Source organism: Levilactobacillus acidifarinae DSM 19394 = JCM 15949 (genome assembly GCF_001434835.1).
GTDB classification, from domain to species: domain Bacteria; phylum Bacillota; class Bacilli; order Lactobacillales; family Lactobacillaceae; genus Levilactobacillus; species Levilactobacillus acidifarinae.
In genome coordinates this window covers 341,862-361,049 of record NZ_AZDV01000026.1, presented here as the reverse complement: position 1 = coordinate 361,049, position 19,188 = coordinate 341,862, and the positions used below count along the sequence as shown (strand labels likewise).

Annotated in this window: 17 protein-coding genes; 3 read left to right on the top strand and 14 right to left on the bottom strand. The window is 48.7% G+C overall.

Going from position 1 to position 19,188, the window contains the following annotated elements; translation table 11 throughout:
- Nucleotides 1–145 precede the first annotated feature (145 nt).
- The 11 genes from FD25_RS09440 to FD25_RS09395 form a co-directional block, all read right to left on the bottom strand.
- Nucleotides 146–2,221, bottom strand: coding sequence for a hypothetical protein (locus FD25_RS09440; RefSeq protein ID WP_057803607.1), 2,076 nt, complete (start codon nucleotides 2,219–2,221; stop codon nucleotides 146–148).
- A complete protein-coding gene (locus FD25_RS09435; RefSeq protein ID WP_202814017.1) occupies nucleotides 2,214–5,750 on the bottom strand; it encodes a hypothetical protein in 3,537 nt (1,178 codons plus the stop codon). The genes FD25_RS09440 and FD25_RS09435 overlap by 8 nt, the downstream gene beginning before the upstream one ends.
- Nucleotides 5,751–6,075: 325 nt before the next feature.
- Nucleotides 6,076–7,467, bottom strand: a complete 1,392-nt coding sequence (locus FD25_RS09430; RefSeq protein ID WP_057803602.1) for a serine hydrolase — start codon at nucleotides 7,465–7,467, stop codon at nucleotides 6,076–6,078.
- A 177-nt stretch (nucleotides 7,468–7,644) separates the two neighbouring features.
- The gene (locus tag FD25_RS14115; protein ID WP_157050064.1) at nucleotides 7,645–7,794 is read right to left on the bottom strand and encodes a hypothetical protein; all 150 of its coding nucleotides are present in this window, start codon (nucleotides 7,792–7,794) and stop codon (nucleotides 7,645–7,647) included.
- A 154-nt stretch (nucleotides 7,795–7,948) separates the two neighbouring features.
- Entirely contained in the window at nucleotides 7,949–8,077 is a 129-nt protein-coding gene (locus tag FD25_RS14420) for a hypothetical protein (RefSeq protein WP_057803600.1), read from the bottom strand.
- Between the two features lie 80 nt (nucleotides 8,078–8,157).
- Nucleotides 8,158–10,347, bottom strand: coding sequence for a Tex family protein (locus FD25_RS09420; RefSeq protein WP_057803598.1), 2,190 nt, complete (start codon nucleotides 10,345–10,347; stop codon nucleotides 8,158–8,160).
- A gap of 36 nt (nucleotides 10,348–10,383) precedes the next feature.
- On the bottom strand, nucleotides 10,384–11,955 hold the full coding sequence (locus FD25_RS09415) for an SWIM zinc finger family protein (protein WP_162256271.1): 1,572 nt from the start codon (nucleotides 11,953–11,955) through the stop codon (nucleotides 10,384–10,386).
- 229 nt (nucleotides 11,956–12,184) lie between these two features.
- Complete coding sequence (locus FD25_RS09410) at nucleotides 12,185–13,573, bottom strand: MFS transporter (RefSeq protein WP_057804307.1); 1,389 nt, start codon at nucleotides 13,571–13,573, stop codon at nucleotides 12,185–12,187.
- Nucleotides 13,574–13,710: 137 nt separating this feature from the next.
- Entirely contained in the window at nucleotides 13,711–13,998 is a 288-nt protein-coding gene (locus FD25_RS09405; protein WP_057803594.1) for an ArsR/SmtB family transcription factor, read from the bottom strand.
- A 53-nt stretch (nucleotides 13,999–14,051) separates the two neighbouring features.
- On the bottom strand, nucleotides 14,052–14,612 hold the full coding sequence (locus FD25_RS09400; RefSeq protein WP_202814016.1) for an NADPH-dependent FMN reductase: 561 nt from the start codon (nucleotides 14,610–14,612) through the stop codon (nucleotides 14,052–14,054).
- A gap of 21 nt (nucleotides 14,613–14,633) precedes the next feature.
- Nucleotides 14,634–16,031: a DHA2 family efflux MFS transporter permease subunit gene (locus FD25_RS09395; protein WP_057803591.1), complete on the bottom strand. Its 1,398-nt coding sequence runs from the start codon at nucleotides 16,029–16,031 to the stop codon at nucleotides 14,634–14,636.
- A 132-nt stretch (nucleotides 16,032–16,163) separates the two neighbouring features.
- On the opposite strand from FD25_RS09395, the gene FD25_RS09390 reads away from it, so the two are divergent.
- Together FD25_RS09390 and FD25_RS09385 are read left to right on the top strand one after the other, a co-directional pair.
- On the top strand, nucleotides 16,164–16,616 hold the full coding sequence (locus tag FD25_RS09390) for a MarR family winged helix-turn-helix transcriptional regulator (protein WP_057803589.1): 453 nt from the start codon (nucleotides 16,164–16,166) through the stop codon (nucleotides 16,614–16,616).
- Between the two features lie 2 nt (nucleotides 16,617–16,618).
- The gene (locus FD25_RS09385; RefSeq protein WP_057803587.1) at nucleotides 16,619–17,122 is read left to right on the top strand and encodes a prolyl-tRNA synthetase associated domain-containing protein; all 504 of its coding nucleotides are present in this window, start codon (nucleotides 16,619–16,621) and stop codon (nucleotides 17,120–17,122) included.
- Between the two features lie 37 nt (nucleotides 17,123–17,159).
- Here FD25_RS09385 and FD25_RS09380 read toward each other — a convergent pair whose 3' ends face one another.
- Complete coding sequence (locus FD25_RS09380) at nucleotides 17,160–17,753, bottom strand: NAD(P)H-dependent oxidoreductase (RefSeq protein ID WP_057803585.1); 594 nt, start codon at nucleotides 17,751–17,753, stop codon at nucleotides 17,160–17,162.
- 89 nt (nucleotides 17,754–17,842) lie between these two features.
- Between FD25_RS09380 and FD25_RS09375 the strand changes: the two genes are divergently transcribed.
- Nucleotides 17,843–18,433, top strand: coding sequence for a Crp/Fnr family transcriptional regulator (locus FD25_RS09375; RefSeq protein ID WP_057803583.1), 591 nt, complete (start codon nucleotides 17,843–17,845; stop codon nucleotides 18,431–18,433).
- Nucleotides 18,434–18,492: 59 nt separating this feature from the next.
- Here the strand turns inward: FD25_RS09375 and FD25_RS09370 are convergent, their stop codons facing one another.
- Nucleotides 18,493–18,894 (bottom strand): type II toxin-antitoxin system death-on-curing family toxin, encoded by a 402-nt coding sequence (locus FD25_RS09370; protein ID WP_057803580.1) that lies wholly within the window; start codon nucleotides 18,892–18,894, stop codon nucleotides 18,493–18,495.
- A complete protein-coding gene (locus FD25_RS09365; RefSeq protein WP_057803578.1) occupies nucleotides 18,891–19,145 on the bottom strand; it encodes a hypothetical protein in 255 nt (84 codons plus the stop codon). The genes FD25_RS09370 and FD25_RS09365 overlap by 4 nt, the downstream gene beginning before the upstream one ends.
- Nucleotides 19,146–19,188: the final 43 nt, after the last annotated feature.

Sequence of the window (19,188 nt, the reverse complement as noted above, 5' to 3'; positions counted from 1 at the left end):
GTCAAAATTGCAAATAACTGTTTATAAAGTTAACCCCCTGAGTAGGAATTAAGTTTCCAAACTCAGGGGGATTATTTTAATTGGGTAGATCTTAGGGACGTTTTTAGTTAACTATTTGCGGTGTACTTCAACTATACTGACAAGTTCAACGATGCTGATTATTTAGGTTATTTTGATGATTTACCATATCAAGATACTCTCGAATATATTTAAACGGAAATGGCAGAATTGTGTATTGTTGGTATCGAATGAATCCTACTTGCAATAAATTTTCCAAAACATTAAAAGCCAACTGATTATCTAAAACTGATCGATTAGTATCTACAGCAACTATTTTCTTCAGTTGGACAGCCCGGGTCATCTTTAAATCAAGAGGTTGTTGCTGACCAACGTAATAATAGGTGTTCCCATTGAGTCCAATTAAGCCGATGCCATATGTCCCTATCCAGTAAGGTTTAAATTTTCGAACAGGGAGATAAAGCCACTGATTAGATCGATCATGGTAAAGCTTAGCAAAATTTTTCATTACATTCGATTGCCAATTTTGTGAAAAACTCTGTCGAACCTCAGCGATTGTTAGATTCCCTTTAGAAATTTTTTGTAAATCTGTAAGTAATTGATCCCTTCGACAATTATCTTTTTTATTATTTGGTACAACTAATTGTGCAGCGATTTTTAAGTCTGCAAGCTTAACATAGTTACTTTGCCTAGCAGAAACCAACGCCTCTTTAATTTTGGATAAATTAGGGATAGTTTTTAAATTACTTCTATAGATAGCAAAGGCCTGTTGACCGATTTGCAGTCCCCCTAGTAATAGACTCGGTTTTTCTGTAGAACATTGCCAAATTGCACGGGCAACACGTTCAAATTCCGTAGAGCCTTTTGGGGTAGCAGTATTTTTTAAATTAAGCTGTTCAAAATGTAAGTGGCCTGTTAAATCAATTGTTAATCGCGTAACGTGAACACCCATTTTGTCCTTATGAAAATCTAAATAACGATATCTTGTGGAAAATTGAATTTCATTTGAAGCAGGTAAACTAAGTTGATAATTGTAAACATCATTTTTAATCAACAACTGGTAAATTGTTGTACGAAATTGGGCATTATCCCAAACATCTTGATCCGCTTTAACTTGCCATTGAAAGTGATAATCAACATCACCCTGGCCAAAGTTCGTCACGGTTACATGCTGAATAATCGTCGTTGCAGTTCCCAATAAATAAGAAGGATCGTCTTGGTCAAGAACTACTTGGATGTTCAGTCCAGGTTGAGGCTGAGTGCTGGTAGTCACAAGAGTGTTATTTTTTTGTAGCCGGGTACTTTGCATTAAAACTTGTTTTAAATAACAAGTTAAGCTATCAACGTATTGATTCGTAGAGGACGTGATTAAGTTTAAAGTGTGATGCGCTAATAGTTTTAATGCTTGTTGTTCAGAAAAGTTTTTAACACGTCCTGTATAGTATTGTGGAGAACACGTATAAAAATGGGGAGCGATTTTGAAACAATCAAGATATTTTGCTTGTAACTGTGAGACTAGTCGATAAGCAATTCCGGCTTTACTATTATTGAATTTCTGAAGACTCTGTAGAGATAAAAACATTGTGAGATTTTTAGAGTCGTTTCGACTGCCCTTCTTAAAAAAGGGACCATCCCCACCATCGGCCCATTTTAAACAACCATCACTTAGAACATATCCTCTCTTAGTAGTTTCCGTAAGGGTCCGACTAACTAAACGTAAAACCTGATTTTCTAAAAGGACTTCAATCGCCACCAAAGAATGTTTTTGGGGTTTATAACTATGCATCAAGGTTATATACAACTCACTAACTGCGTTTTGGTTGCAGAGTACCTGACCTTTAACTCGACACTGAATAATCTGTTTCAACATCATAAGGACAATGTTGCTCGGCGTAATTCCCTGATGCAAGGCCTGGTGTAAGCTAACTAAAGTCACCCTAATATTACCGTTTTTTGGAGGTAAGACGGTTTGTCGACGGATCATCGCTAAGTAGCGGTATGGACCTTCTGCTCTTTGAGTTTTTGAATTGTAATTTCGGGCTAGTCGGTGCATCGCTAAAATTGGACAAGCATTAAACCAACTATTTAGTTTTTTAGGATTCGAAGTTTCCACTAGTAATAGATGATATCGCTGATCAAATCCAACCTCATCAAGCTGAAAGGGAATATAGTTGGTAAAAGTTACCTCTTTGCAATCATTCATTTAAAAAATCTGCCACCTTTTTTCGATCACTGGGAGTAAGGATAGATTGCCCCTGCTGATTCAACAAATATGGAACTTCTAAAATACGGCCATCATTAGTGGGTTGTATTCGGTAGTTTTGTCCATCAACCGGTTGTAAAATATTAACAATCAAAACTCGCCAATTGCAATTTGGATCGGCATCGCGGATCTCTTTTAGTTTATCTTGAACATGACGTCGTTCCTGCTGAACATCTCGGCGATGGGGTTGACGCCAATTCTTAAAGTCAATAAGTACTTTATTAGTGGTTTCAAAATCAAAAAATTCATTAAACACTTGTGGCAACGGCTTTAAAACAACGTGCCAGTAACGCTCCATTAAAACTTTTCCACAAACCTCACCTAAATAGCCTTTATAACTATCTACTTGAACAGGATTCATGCTATACGGTAGCTCTGCCCATTTTCGGGGATAATGATGCTTATCAAAATAGGCTGCCAGGGTAGGATTCTGCATCATAGCGGTTAATCCAGTACTTTGGGCAGAGACAACTTCATGACCTTGATTTTCTGGTAGAAAAGTAAAGCTTTCTCCCTTCCTTTCGACCCGGTACTCACGAGATAAACCTTCAAGATAGGTAAATTCAGGCATCTTTTCGAAAGAGTGATAATCTTCAAAGCTTTCTGTTGGATGGCATAAAAGATGTTTACGATAATTTTTAAATTGTTCAGCAGGAATTGATTCTTGTAAATGTTTTTTTAACCAATTTACACGGGCTTGTGTCAACTTAGTTTGTTTATTCCAATGGTTAATAATCATCTGTTTTTTAGTTAACGTCGGCAGTTTCTTTTCTCGTTGATAATCTCGTAATGCTTGTGCAATTGGACCGAGTTGATCATCGCTTAGTGGAAAAACATTAAAATAATTCAGAATCTCTGCACTAATAACGACCAACGTTACTGGTACCTTGTTAAAGGTTCGGTCAAGGCGCCCAGCTGCTTGTAAAATAATTCGTGTTTGAGCACCAACGTAACTAATTGTTTGGCGAAATTGCGACGCATGGCGGTGCTTATTTTGATTGCGGATATATTTTTGGACATCCAGTAAAGAAATTTCATGATTATCAACAAGACTATAAATCTGATAGTACTTTAAAATCCAACTTTTGGTGAGTTGGTGCAAAGGAACTTGGTTTGTGTCAGCAAAAATATGAGTGATTGGCCCATAATAAATTCCAGAAATATCAATCCTTTGTTGCCGGGGATCCTTCAAATCAGCATTTTGTGGTGCAATGTTAATGGCCCAATTGACTTCTAGATTACCTATGGTATGGACCAAATTTTGTCCGACCCCTAAGGTTTGATAGGCACTAAGTAAGTAAACCCGGGTTTTCATTTTTTCGGGAAGCCGTAAAGCTTCACTGATTTGGGTTTCAACCGTCTTTTTATTTGGTAACTTAGACTTTTTAATAATTCGTAGCTGAGGCGTTTCTTTTTCCTGGGAACAGAGAATACTTGTCAACAGTTCAAAGACTTGTTGAATGGTCGTTTCAGACATTTGTTCTTCATGAGGCGTATCTTGTGCCTTGGGTAAAACACTTTGCAAACCTAAAAAGGTTGGCATTTTAGGCTGAATCAAAAAACAAATAAAACTATCGAAGAGGTTTAAATAGCGATTCTGATAATAGTCACCAGAATTTCCTCGCTGAACGTCACACATTAGTTGTTGAACAATATCTTCAAGCTGCTGTACAGTATCGTCTTTTTGAAAGAGCTGATTTGCATTAGGTACTCGTTTGTGAATTAACCGCCGCATACATCCCCCGTCCTCAAAATCACCGAATTCTGAAACGACAGGTAAAATTTTAACGGTAGTTTTTTGCTGGCGACAGCGCTGAGTGACATCAAATTGGCGCCGAGTCTCCAAAGATAGATCCTTGGTGCCATCTATGAAATGAACGCCTAACTGTTCTCTTAAGAAGCCAAAATCAAAATTACCAAGAACGGTCTCTAAGTCTACCGTAGCAGACATTCCTAAAACCATTCCACGTTGTGCTAGTTTTAATAAAAACTTTTCGGGAGTCTCTTGTATAAATACAGCGCCTAATGCTGTTCGATTTAGGTGAGCGTCACTATCAGTCATTGAAAATAACTGAAGCCCCGTTCTTTGCAAGTACCGTCCATATTTATCATCCTGAGCCTGAGCTAATGGTCTCCCGTGAAGATATCCCAGTCGTTGGTGTAGGCTTAAAACGAGATGTTTAGATTCAGCAGAAAAACCTAGACAATCACAAATGGTTAAAATCGCATCATCTAAACTCAACTGATTGTCTAGGTCTTGGCGTTCTTGATTGATCTCTTTTTGATACTGATTAGCCCAATCGTTAATTAGCTGGGTTAGCATCAATTGAAAGTGTCCCATTTGTCGTAACATTCGATAAAAATGTAAATGGTCACCTTTAGGTGCTTTAGCAGTATAAAGTTTAACCTGTTGAGCACTTTTATCTTGGTAACTCCACCAAGGACCATTGCTGGTCCCCGTAAGGTTACTTAGGGTAAAAATAAAATTGTTAGTCACATGGAACCCAACCGTCTTATAATCCTCTTCTAGTTCGTATACCTGGGCTAGAAAATTAACTTGGTGCTTCAAAAAACTTAATTTATGATTACGACGTAAAATTTTTAAAATATTAGCCGATCGCTTTTTTTGCGGATTATTAACACCAACAAAGATTTCTTTAAAGAAAGGCAAAAAGTCAACTGGAAACTGTTGCGCATCATCAATAATTTTATCCAAGGCCGCGGTTTTCAAGTTATCAATTTCATCGATAACAACTAAAGCATTTCCTAAGCACTGCGATTGACTAACTGGTAACGACCTTCGTGTGAAGAAATCTAAATAAGTACTAATTAACTTGGCAGAGGTTAAGATAATTAGTTGATGTGTCTTTAAATTAAGTGTCGGGAAATGTTTTTCTAGAAAGTAAGCTAGTGGTGTCTTCTGGGAGATAGCGTAGTGTTGAATTTTATGGCGATTAATTTGGGATAATGGTAAATCTAAATGTAAATTAAAAGCGACTTGGTCAATTATTGCTTGTTTAACATCCTCGTAAGCCTGTTTTAAGTTTTTCCAATCATTACCATTATCATTATCAAGTTCATTAGGTTGATCTTGATAACGTTTTTGATAGTCTTTTAGAACACTAATAAGGTACTTGATATGATGAGTTTCTAATTCCGAAGGTAGCGTTGCCTCCAGCAAATCTGTAACCGTATCTGGCAAAGCCTTTAATACTGCCACTCGCTGATGAAGATAATGACTCGATGCTGAATGTCCGTTTTTATCTTGATAGGCTTCTTGAACTGCATCCAAAAATTTCTTAGAGTGTAATCCCTTCTTATCATTGGTTACAAAGAAAGTGCGAAAGTCAGGATTGTCTACGACTTGTTGGCTTATGTAATGAATAATGCCATAAGTCTTGCCACTTCCCATAGGGGCCGCTAAGGTCATAAGACATCCTGGAGCTTCTGAGACAGATGTTTTTTTCATATGTACTATTAACTTTGAAAAATCTATACCAACCATAAAATCATCACTTCCCTATATCAGGCTCAATCTAACAAAAATAATTTGGTCAAACAAGACCGTTTACATAACTTGTACATAACGGTTTCCAAAAATTTACATAATCTACCCACAATTAAAAATGCCGATAGATAATTCTATCGACATCTGGACATTATTTATATCATTTTAGACGTAGGATTATTATCGTTTTATACGTTAGTTGAGTTTTAATCCTGTTTGATTAGTAAACAATCTTTTGCACGTGCTCCGCAATTCGGGCAATTCGTGGATACCCGCTAAACCCGTGTTACCCGCGACCCCAGGTCAGAACCGCGAGGATGTATCGTTGACCGTTCGGCAAGGTGACGATTCCCGCATCCCCGTTGTTGTCGTTTAAAAAGCCGACCTTATCTTGAACAATGGTCCCCCTGTTCGCTCGAGCCACGCCCGTGGGGATGCCCCGACGATAAACTTGGCGTTTCATCAGGCTTAAGATAAAGGCGCGATCCTGACGATTCGTGAAGGCCTTTTGCCCCAGTTGAAGATCCTTTAAGACCTTAACCAGGCTGTTCGCCGTGGTCCGCGAAGCCCGAACCGCACTGAACGGGGACCCGTAGTAGCCCTGCGAGGCCAACCAGTGATTAATGGACGTGCGGCCGTGGCGTTGCAGGACGCTGACCGGGTAATCGTTGGCCGACTTGACAATCATGCGGGTCATCCCCGCTCGGTTCGCCGGGGTCCAAGAGAAGCGGTACTGTTGTTTTAAATGCAGTAAGTACGCGGCGATGTAAAGCTTATAAGTACTGGCGGACGTGGTGACGTGACTGCCCCGGGCGTTAACGGCCAACTTGCCCTGCCGGTAAACGGCCGCGTGCGGTGCCTTAGCCGCTCGGCTGTCCTTGACGGGAGTGAGGTTATAAAAGGCGACCGCGGCGGTCCGATCCTTAGTCACCAAATTAAGGTACTTCTGCAGCTTAACCTTAATGGCGGCTTGGTGGTGAGCCACGTTGTAGGCGGTCCCGCGTTTCAAATCCGACTGCCAGACCCAGCCGGTGGTCTTCCCGCTAGTGACGTGCAGGTAGGTATAGGCCTGCCCGGCTTGGTAATAGGTCCGGCGTTGGGTGACCCGGTAGGTCTTGGCTCGACTCAGCTTCTGACCGTGCGTCCAACGCATGGCTGCGGCCGGACCGGTCAGTTGATACACCCTTTGGGTCGGCACTGACGCCGCTTTGAAGGCCTTGACCGCAACGTAGTTTTTGGCCGGCACCTGGCGTACCGCGGAAACCTGCGCATTCCGTCCGGGGACGAGGCGCGTGACATCCACCCAACCGGTCAGCCCGGTGCGGGCGGCTTGCACGTAAAGGTAACGGACGGGCTGCCCGGTGGGGGTGGCCCCCGCTAGCTGGGCGGTGGCCGTCCAGGTCGTGGCCGGAACGGTCTTTAAATCTTGGGTGGCCGTTAAGCCGACCCGGTCGCCCTGAGGGGTTAGCCCGTACAGCGTCCCGCCGTTGACCGCATAATACGGGGTGGCCGGCGTCTTGATCGGCTGACCGGTGACCGTCAGTTGGGACGTAGTGGTCGGGGATTGTTCATTAGTGGTAGCGCTTGCATTAGCGGGCGTCAACCAGCTGAAACACCCCCATGCAGCGGCGAGGACCAGTAAGTAATGACGTTTTTTGCGAGTTAGAATTGGGGCCATATTCATTCTCCTTTAGTGGTTAAGTATCCTGTTGACTTCATTATAATTTAACCCGTGAACAAAACAACTGCCCGTTTTCCGGCGATCCTTAAGGTCGAAACTGCCAGCTTACACTAAAAAAGACGTCTCCCACCACGTATAGCGGTGGGCAAACGTCTCTTAAAACGCCCAACAAGCCTACTTAGCCTGTCGTCGTTTCTTATCCAGATAGGCTTTGATTAACGCCTGTTTCTTGTCTTTACTGCTCTGAGCGGCCTTTTTCTCCTGGGCGGAGACGTGGTTCAGTTGACCACTGGGGCCGATGTTAATGGACTTGTGCATTTGCATCGAATCCCCCCTTTCTCATGACTTGATGTGCTTAGTATACCACGGACCCACCGCTGAGACGATGCCGTGATGCACGTCAAAAACGCCCCCGCCAATGAATCGACGGGGGTGTTTTAATCTGAGAACGCGATTTTAAGCGCCCAACGAGAGGGGACTACTTGTTAAAAATCTTCGGGCCCTTCCGCATGTTCTTGCGGTCATTCTTGGCCACGGTTCGTTGCTTGTTATGGCCGTTTTGCTTCTTCTTTTCGATGAGAGCCATCATTTTCTCTTTTTCTGTCATAAAGTGTTCACCGCCTTATTGCTGAACTCATATCTTAAACCATCTTCGGTCCTCCGGTCAATAGACCATTTGAGCGGAGGCTATTTAGCTTGAGGGGCTTGCCGCATAGTCAGCTGAATCCGCTGCCGTTGTTCGTCGACACTCATCACCCAAACGGTCACCACGTCACCAATCGTGACCACCGTGCTGGGATCACTGACGTAGTGGTCGGCCAGCTGTGAAATGTGGACCAGCCCGTCCTGCTTAACGCCGATGTCCACGAACGCCCCGAAATCAACCACGTTACGGACGGTCCCCTGTAGTTCCATCCCCGGTTTCAGGTCCGCCATGGTCAGTACGTCTTGGCGCAATAACGGTGCCGGCATGCTATCCCGCAGGTCGCGGCCGGGCTTACTCAACACGTCGAGAATGTCCGCTAAGGTAGCGGTCCCCACATCTAGTTGCTGGGCCCATTGGGTGCGGTTCAGTCCCGCCAACTGTTGCTGTAATTTGGGCATGCCAATGGCTTGGGCCGTGGCGTGCAGGTCCGTTAGAAGTTGGCGGGCGATCGGATAACTTTCCGGGTGAATGTCCGTGTTGTCTAACGGCTCACTGCCGGCGATGATTCGCAAGAACCCTACCGCCTGTTGGTAGGCCTTGGGCCCTAAGCGGGGCACCTTTTTCAGCGACTGCCGGTTGACGAAGGCCCCGTGGTCGTTACGATAAGTCACGATATTTTGTGCGGTGGTCGCCGTTAACCCGGAAATATGGGTCAGAAGCTCCGAACTGGCCGTGTTGACGTTGACCCCAACCTGGTTCACCGCCGTTTCCACGACGCGATCCAATTGTTCGTCGAGCGCCTTTTCGGGCACATCGTGTTGGTACTGCCCCACGCCAATGGCCTTGGGGTCGACCTTGATCAACTCGGCTAAGGGGTCCTGCAAGCGCCGCCCGATACTGACCGCTGAGCGTTCCTCGACGTGCAGGTCGGCAAATTCGGCGCGCGCGTTAGCACTGGCCGAATAGACCGAGGCCCCGGCTTCGTTGACGATCACGTAATACACCGGATGGTCCAACGTCTTTAAAATCTCACTGACAAATTCCTCGGATTCCCGGCTGGCGGTCCCGTTACCGATGGCGATCATTTCGACGTGGTACTGGTCTAATAGGCGTTTAAATTCCGGCCCGGCCGCGGCGCGTTGCTTGGCGCTGGCGGGCTTATGCGGATAAATCACCTGTTTGGTCAGGAACCGGCCGTTGGCGTCCATGATGGCTAACTTACAGCCGGTCCGGTATGCCGGATCGAAGCCCATCACGACCTTGCCCTTCAACGGTGCCTGCATCAAGAGGTGGTAGAGGTTGTTACCAAAGACTTGAATGGCGTGGGTGTCGGCCGTGTCGGTCAATTGGCGGCGCAGTTCCCGGTCGATGGCCGGACCTAAGAACCGCTTGTAGGCGTCGGCAAACGCGGCCGTGATTTTGGTCACGGCCGGGCCTTGGTGTCGGCCGACTAGGCGAAAATGGCCGTACTGTAAGATCGACGCGGGGTCCACGGTAATCCCTACCGTGAGCACCCTTTCGCGTTCGCCCCGGTTAAGCGCCAGTACCCGGTACGGCGGTAGCTGCTTCAACGGTTGGTGAAAATCGTAGTAGGTCGCGTAAACCTGTTGTTCGTCCTCGGCGTGACGCTTCAATTTGCTGGTTAGTTCGCCGTGTTGCCAAGTGTAGCGGCGAATCCAGTCCCGAAAGGCCGCCTGCTCGCTAAACGTTTCGGCCAGGATCTCGTGCACCCCGGCCCAGACCGCGGCTAAGTCCGGCAGGTCCTGGTCCGCGTTAACGAACGTGCGGGCCCGTTGGTCAATCCCGCTCTGCGGAAAGGTCAGCAACCACTGGGCCAGTGGCGTGAGCCCGGCTTCACGGGCCACGGTGGCCTTGGTCCGGCGCTTTTGCTTATAAGGCAGGTACAGATCCTCGACCTGTTGTAAGGCGGTTGCTTGGGCCAGTTGCTGGTTTAATGACGGCGTTAGTTTCCCCTGTTCCGCGATTAATTTTAAGACGTCTTGCCGGCGCTGGTTAAGCTTTTGTAGCCGGTGAGCCTCGTCTTCGATCTCACGAATGGCGACTTCGTCTAGGGTCCCGGTACGTTCCTTGCGGTAGCGGGCGATAAACGGGACCGTGTTGCCCTCGTCTAAGAGGGTCAAGACGGCTTGAATTTGTTGAATTCGATATTGCTGAAGCTGCTGATGAACCGGTTGAGCCAGGTCCGTCAGTGTCGTGGTTGTGGTTGCCATACTTTACCTCACTTTTTTAAATTATATTTCTTATTTTTAGGCTCGAAATCGCGATAGCTCGTCCAGCATGGCGCTACGTCGCGGATAGGTTTGTTGCCATTCACTGATGAGTTGCTGAGCTTGAATGGACCCGTTGGGATAGGTTGCCATTTCCCGTAACCACCCCACGATTTTTCGATAATGTTTACGAGTACCGGTCGTTTTTACGGCTTGCTGGACGGTGGTCACGTACTTTTGGATAATCTGCCTAGCGTACTTGTTTTTCAGTGCCGGTCCGTAAGTCTGCACGCCCGCTAGGCCCTTCTGGGCGATGATTGCTTGTAATAACGACTGATCCAGTCCTTCGTGAGCATATAACGGGGTTAACTCCGCAGGCGCCACCTGGTCCTTCAACGCCGCCAGGAGTTTTTGCCGTTGCACTGGCCACTCGGACGAACGAAACGAGGCCTGGTAGGCCTTAAAGTCGTCCAGGTTGGCCGGGTCGTAATCGGTCAGTAAGCGCCAGAGTTCCTGACGGTAATTCGTTGTTTGACCGAGTTGCTGATAAATGGTTGCGAGCCGATGACTATCGTGACACACCACGCCGACTAAGTCACGATTAACGCGTTTTCCCTCCCGCAGTAGGTCAATAGCTTCCTGCGGGCGTTGTCGTTGTAAACAAAAATCCACGTAATAGTCGCGAACCCGTTTTTGGGCCACGTTAGCATGGCAGAAGGCTTCGATGTCGGCGTCGGCGACCATGGTCCTTAGACGTAAAATGGTCCACTGCTCGACTTGCCAATCCCGTTCCCAGGTATCCGGCAATTGCCGCGCCCGTTGAATCAAAGTGTCCACTAAGGTAAGTTTTGCCGTTAAAAATTCGGGCTCCGTGAAATCATCACCGAATAATAAGTCTTGGATGGTTTCTTCTAACGCGTTTAGGGGCCGCTGAATCTGCGTACATAACCAATCAAACAATTGTCGTTTTACCGATAGTGTGGCTTGATGGACCAGCTTCGTCCAAATCGTCGCTCCTGCATCCAAGAGCATCATGATTTCACCGTCGGAATCATCAATTTCTAGCTGATCGAGCACCAAAAACAGATGGCTAATGGCATCAAAAACGTCTTGATCTTGGTGATTCTGTAGTGCCACGGTTAGGTCATCGTCAAGATAGGCTAAGAGATCATTCGCAAACGGCGTCGCGCTATCGTAATCGATGAAGCCTTGTTGGTCCGTGTACTGTTCGCAAATGGCATCAATCAGATTAGCCGTTGGCCGAATGGGGATGACCGGTTCCGTGGATCCGCTGGTGCGAAACAGGGTCGCGAGGGTCGGGTTGTGTGGTAACACCAACATCAAGAAGTCCCGCATTTGTTGCGTCGTTGCCTGAGCGATGAGGTCAGTGATCGAATCGTCGCTGGCCCCATTTCCATCACCATCAGCGATCTCTTCGGCGGCGAATAAAACGGCGGCCATGTGTTTACAGTTGCGCTGACCATCGGCATACGGACAGTCACAAGTCATGGTCTGGACCTCTTCATCTTGCAGCGTGATGGTCACTTGATAACGTTGTGTCCCCTGCACCTGTGCCGTGAGTTGCGTGGCGGTCTGTTGTAGATTCTGCACGGCACCATCGAGGTAGTAAGCATACCCACGGTCTAAAATCTGTGACTGAAAAAGTGTTTCCCAGTCTATGAACGTCAGTCCCTCCCATAAGTTCTGATTCGGTAGTTCAACTATAGACAAATTCAGTTTGCCTGTAAAGCCGAGCATCATCGGGAGCCACCCCGTTAAAAAAGACGGTAAATCCCATGGTATATCGAGCTTACCGTCATGCTAATTTCGATAGATTAACTTAGTTTTGTAACGATTCCGAATCCAATACCGATTGGCTAACCAACGGCCAGGCAACCCCTAAACCCATGAGCGACAACGCGCCCATTCCCACCATGGTGACCTGAAAGCCAGTCAAAAAACTGGTCGCACTCTGCGGATTGCCAAACCGCGTGAACAAAAGAACGGCCGCGGCAGTACCGACCGCGCCACCCAACAAGCGACAAACGTTGTAAATCCCGGCGGCCTGACCCAGGGCGGGTCGCTCAACGGCCCCTAACACCACCTTTTGCAGGGCCGGTCCCGCCAACGATAACCCACTACCGGCCAATACTAGTGGTGGAATCAACAGGCCGTATGCCGAACTAGGGGCAAGAAACGCCAATAATAGGTAACCACCCCCCTGCAGCCCCAATCCCCATAAGGCCAGTGGTCGTTCACCGAAACGATCGACCAGCTTACCGGCCACCGGTGCGACTAAGACCAACGTTCCCGTCCAGGGTAGGATCTCCAGCCCCGCGTGCAAGGCATCGGTCCCCCGAACCACCTGCAGGAATTGCGGCAGGAAGAACACCACTCCGTACATGGCGGCGTAAAGTAAGAAAGTGGCCAGGTTGCCGCCGGTAAAGCGCCGGGAGGCAAATAGACTGAGGGGAACCAGCGGCTGGGTCGTTCGCCGTTGGCGCCACAAAAACCACCCGCTCAAGCCCCCACTAACAACGAAAACGACGAGGACTCCCACTTGGTGACTGGTCGTGGGTAGCACGGCGAGGGCCCAGACGATTCCTGCCAGGCCCCCCACCAGAGCCACTACGTCTAACGGGTGGAGGACCACCCGAGTGCCGGTACTTTCGGGCAGGTACTTCAAGGAGAGCGTCACGGCGAGCAACCCTACCGGAACGTTCAACCAAAAGATCCACGGCCAGGCTAGTCGCGAAACGATCAGGCCGCCCAACGACGGGCCAATAATCAGGGCCAAGCCACCGATACCACCCCAGATGCCCAACGCTTTACCTCGTTGCGATACCGGCAAAGCGTTGGTTAAAATGGCCATAGATAACGGCGTCATCACCGAGGCCCCCACGCCAGCGATAACCCGAGCGCCAATCAACCAATCAATATTGGGGGCCAGCGCGCAGAACACCGAACCCACCGTAAAAATCGTTAAGCCCCAGAGATAACCCTTGCGGCGGCCAAACCATTCACCAAGTGCAACGCCAACCAATAAAACGGCGGCAATCGTGATGTTATAAGCGTTAAACGCCCATTGGAGCGTTGTCACCGAAATGTGAAAATCCGTACGAATCGCGGTGGCCGCCGTGGTGACAATCATCGAATCCATCATTGACATAAAAAAACCCAACGACGTTAAAACCAGAAGCCAAATCGGGTGTAGCGGTTGCTTCGTCATCATGTCCTTCTCCCCATTCTTGCTGCACAATTATAGTTCAAACGTTTTTGAACTATAATCAACCTACCACGCCCCTAAACGAAAGACAAGCAAAAGCCGGGTCCCAAATCAAAATACGATTTAGGATCCGGCTAAGCTTATAGCTGCTGGTAAAATTGAGTCACGTCCCGGTCAATGACGGCCTGGTTTAACGTGACGTACTTTTCGCGGGCTACCTTGTTTACGATGATCAACTCGGCGGCCTCTAGTAGTTTAAAATGATAGGACCCGGACGTCTTGCTGATACCTAACTGGGCGCCCACCTGACCACATATCAGGGCTTCCGGCGCTCGTTTGAGGAGTTTCAAAATCGCCAGGCGGGTCGGATCGGCCAGCGCCTTAAAGACTTGAACCTGGGTATTTAGTTCTGAGTTGGACCGTGGCATTTAACCATCCTCCATCGTTGACGCAGTTTTGACTTTATCTCCACCAGTATACCCTAGTTTCGGCGGAACCTTAACGCCACGCCGCAACTTGTTGACCGACCGCCGTTTGTTGTTCCGGTGATAGGGCGAACTTCCCCGTCATGAAGGCTTGGGTTGGGATCTGCAACCCCACCACGGGGTCCTGGGGCGTCAGACCCATGAAGATCAATCAGGAGCGTCTTTAAGTGGCTCAGCCCCACCTTGGCCGCCTTTTTGCCCCCAGCGCCGGTCAACATGACCGGTTTACCCTGAAGAAACTCCGGTGAACCAAACGTACCGGGCGTGACCGGACGGGATAGCCAGTCCAGCGCGTTTTTTAACCCACCGGGAATCATCTCGTTATATTCTGGTGTGACGATCCATAACCCATCGGCGGCTTGAACCTGGTCGCGGAACCGCTGCACGGCGGCGGGGACGGGAAATTCAAAGTCCTGGTTCATTAACGGCAGGTCCGCAATCGTCGCAAAGTTAACGGTTACGCCCTGCTCTTCTAATTGGGTGGCGATGGTTTGCGCCACGGTACGGTTAAACGAGTCCTGGCGTAAGGAACCCACCACCATTAAAACTTTTTTCATCTGCATCACAACTCCTTGAGATTAATTGGTTTGCGGCGTGAGTTGGGGCTCGCGCTTGAAACGTAGCGAGGCTAGGACGCCCACGGCCAATAAAATGACGAGTACACCGAAAGCCACCTGGTACCCCAATACCGTGCTGTGGGTGGCGGCGTTAATGATGCCGCTGACGGAGATCAATAACGCCGTGGCAATCGCCCCGGCAATTTGACCGGCCATGGTGTTGATGGCGTTCCCGTGAGCAATCAATTTGACCGGTAAGACGTTGATCCCGGCGGTCGCCAGTTGCATCAACATGAGCGAGATGCCGACCATCCAGACGGCGTAGGCACTCCCCACCCAGACCAGTGACACGCTGTGCGTAAAGAAAATAAAGGGTACCGTAGCCAGACCGGCAATCAAGAAGCCGCTAATGGCCAGTTTACGAATGCCGTAACGATCAAACAACATCCCGGACAAGGGGTTGACCACGCCCATGAGCAGCGCCCCGGGAAGCATTAATAGTCCCGTGGTTAACGCCGACAAGTGAAAGGCGCTTTGCAGGTACACCGGAACTAGCACCTGCATCCCCAGTAAAGATAATTGCCCCAGACTGCTTAACACCACGCTGAGGTTAAACGTCGAGTACCGAAAAACCGTCACGTTTAACATGGGGTCCTTCAACTTAGTTTGCCGGTGGAGCAACAATGCCACTAGCCCAGCCCCCACCAGGATCACGATGAGGCTTAGGCCCCAGTTACTGCCGATCGTCGAAAAACCGTAGAGGATCCCGGCAAAACCGAAACCGGAATACAGCACGGACGGTAGGTCTAACGGTGGGTTGGTCGTGGGAATGAGTTTGCGCATCCCGACGACCACCAGCACCATCACCGCCACCGTGACGGGAATCAGCACACCGAACAACGCCCGCCAAGTGTGTGTGGCCAAGATCCAGCCGGATAACGTGGGGCCGATGGCCGGGGCCAAGGCAATCACCACCCCGGTGATCCCCATGGCCATCCCCCGCTGATTAGCCGGGTAAATCAGGACCATGATATTGCGCATGAACGGCATGATGATGCCGACCCCGACGGCCTGAACCACCCGACCGGCGAGCAGCCAGCCAAACGTCGGGGCGACGTAGGCCAGAACGGTCCCGGCCAGAAAGATTCCTAACGCCGTTAAGTACAGTTTTTTCGAGTCAAACTTGTACAGAAAGACCGCCGAAATGGGAATCATGACCCCAATCGTCAATAAGTTCGCCGTTGAGATCCACTGGGCCGTCGCCAAAGAAATGTGAAATCCCTGGGCAATGTTGGCTAACCCGTTATTCAGGAGGGTTTCCGTTAAGACGGTCATAAACCCACCAATGATAATCGCGAGGACTAAGACCGTTTTGTTGTAGGCCTTGCCGTTCGCGTCAATACTTTTAGTTAAATCCATATGCCCACCTCTTCTTTGACAGATAATGGTTACCTTGGTAAACTAAATATGTTCCTGGCAACACAAAATAGGTTATCACGATTTTATGTTCCTGGCAACACATTTGTTCATCTTTTTGAAGGAGGCCGTTCTATGGCGCTAGAAGAATACCCAATTGGCAAGGCCATCATTAACTTGGTGACGGCGCACCGCCAGGTCACCACGGCAAAAATTGCCCAGTTGGGGCTACATGCCGGTCAGGATTTAATTTTATTAACTTTATTAGAACAAGATGGTCAGTCGCAAAATGCGTTGGTCCAACAGTTACGCTTGAACCATTCCGCGGTGGCTAAGTCGGTTGCCCGGATGCAAAAAAATGACCTGGTCAGGACCCGGAAATCGACGGCGGATAAGCGCGTCACCCTGGTCTTCCTCACGGCGAAGGGCCGCGACCTGGCGCACCAAGCCCAACAGATTTGGGCCAACGTTGAAGCCATCGCCTTCACCGGACTCGACGCGGCCGACCGACAGGCCTTTAGCCGGATCATGACTACCGTCCAACAGAATTTTGAAACGCACGCCACCACACCACCCAAGGAGTGTTAATTATGGATAAAACGGCGATTTACGCCTTACTTGATCAGCAACATCTCTGGCACGAAATCACCGAGCATTCGGCCGTTTCCAGCATGGCGGAAGTTACCGCCGTCGAACTGCCCTATCCGGAAGCCGAGGCTAAAAATCTTTTGGTTTGCGATGATCACCATCACACCTACTACCTGTTAACGGTCAAGGGGGACCTACGAGTGGACCTCAAGGCCTTCCGGCAACAATTTCACACGCGCCGGTTAACGTTTGCGTCGGCGCAAGACTTAAAGACCCGCCTGGGCGTGATCCCCGGGGCGGTCACCCCACTAGGACTCTTAAACGACGATTCGCGCCGGATTAACTTTTTTATCGACCAAGCCTTTCTAAACGAACCGGGACTCATTGGCGTGCACCCCAACGACAACACGGCCACGGTCTGTCTGAAAACGACCGACCTCTTGGCGTTGATTCGCCAGCACGGTAACCCCGTGACCGCGGTCGACTTTTCGGCGCTAACTAAATAAACGGGGCCCAGTGAGGGACCCCGTCTAAAAAAGTTGTCTATTTCAATTTAAAATTAGACAATAGTTGTTGCCGCTCGGCTAACGATTTTTTCTCCACCTGGGCGAAGTTCTGCCAGCGCACGTGCCATAACCGCGTCTTGTAAAACGTCCCGCGGCGTAGTGCCTTGATCAATGGCGCCCCGAACACCCAGCGGTACGCCCAGTTCGGCGTGCTCATGGTGGTGATGAGTCGAATCTGGGGATGTTTGACCAGCTTAGTTTGCATTGAAGGGGCTGCGTAGAGCTGCCCCTTGGCGTAGACCTTGTCCAAGAAGCCCTTCGTCATCGCCGGCATGACCTCCCACCAGACCGGAAACATGAAGATGATCTGGTCGGCCGCCAACAGCCGCTGCTGATAGTCGGCCACTTGGTCGTTGACCGGTTGCCCCTGGCGCCAGCGACCAAGTTCGGCCGCCGACATCACCGGGTCAAAGTGATCGGCGTGTAAATCGATGAGGTCCACTTCCTGGTGCTGCGCGACGAGTTGTTGGGTGACCTGGCGGGCCAACGCCGCCAGAAAGGCCCGGTGGTGGGGCACGTTTTCACTGGCCGTGGCCGTGTAGGGGTGGTCAAAGATAATCACTGTTTTCATTTAAAAAGCCCTCTTTATTAGATTGATGGCTTTAGTTTAACCGGGACGATTCGGTCTTGCATTAACAATTGTTAAGGGAGGCATTAAACATGACTAACGACTTACCCGCCTATTTACGGGTCAAATTTCCGGAGCTAGCAGCGCACTGGGCCACCATTCAGCCTAAGTTTCAGACCCAAACGGTGCCCGCGCAGACCACGTTATTAGCGGCCGGCGACGTGGCCACGACCCTCTATTTGATTGTTCAGGGCAGCCTGCGCATGTGGCGGACGACCGCGAGCGGTAAGGACATCACCTTTCAGTTTTTCTTCGAGAACCAACCCGTTGCGTCGTTTGAAAGTTTCTACCTGCAACAGCCCAGCGAGTCGGCCATTACCACCTTGGAACCAACGACGCTACTGACATTATCGAAGACGAATTTCGACGTCTTACGGCAGGCCTACCCCGAGTTCGAGGTCAGCCTCAACCGCTGGTTATGCGAACGGTTTATGGCCTACCGGCGGCGCGTCTACACTCAGTTGCAAGCCACCCCGACCGGGCGGTATCAGGCCTTAGTCGCCGATAACCCCGAAGTCCTCGATCGGGTGCCGCTTCACGAGATTGCGACCTATTTGGGGATGACCCCCGTGTCGCTGAGCCGGATTCGCTCCCGACTGGGCCGGGAAACATCGCCAGAATAACCTAAACACGCTACCCTGACGTTTTCGATAACGTTGGGGTAGCGTGTTTAGGTTAGTTTCTAATCTTTAAAATTGACACAATGCTTTTTTAACCATTCTGCGAGGGTTAACATAATCTCTTCATTATCGGGACTATCGGGCACACTTAGAATCAAGCTTTCCCCTTCATCGCTAGTGAATGAGAGTCGATAACCATCAACTTTTAAAAAGGTTAGTCCCGCTAGTAACGCCGTTCGTTTATTACCATCTTGGAAAATATGTTTCTTCGTAATCTTTTGAATAATAAATGCGGCTTTAATCCAGATATTGGGATAGAGGACGCGGCCAAATAAAACCTGACCAGGTTGTTCCACCACAATATCCAATCCTTGAGGGTATTGAACACCAATTACCGAACTATTGGCCTTGCGTAAAACCAACTGATTAATGCTAATATATTCTTCTCGCGTTAAATAGATCATAGATCTTCCAACCGTTTCATTAAATCGGCGTGCTCATCAAATAATTCGTTAGCGGTTTCTAAAATATTAGGACGAGTCGTCTTAACCTTTTTAAAGGTAATGGACTGACCATCTGGCGAAACCACCTTTTCGAATTTTGTTTGGTCATCAACGTCTAGAAACTCACGGTCCTTTTTAGACACCCGAAAAGCATAAGAATTTCCATTTTTAAATAATTTAACTTCTTGATTTAGGTCGTCAGGATTAATCATGAGAAATCCCACCTTTCTTCGTGTGTACATAGTACCGTAAAAT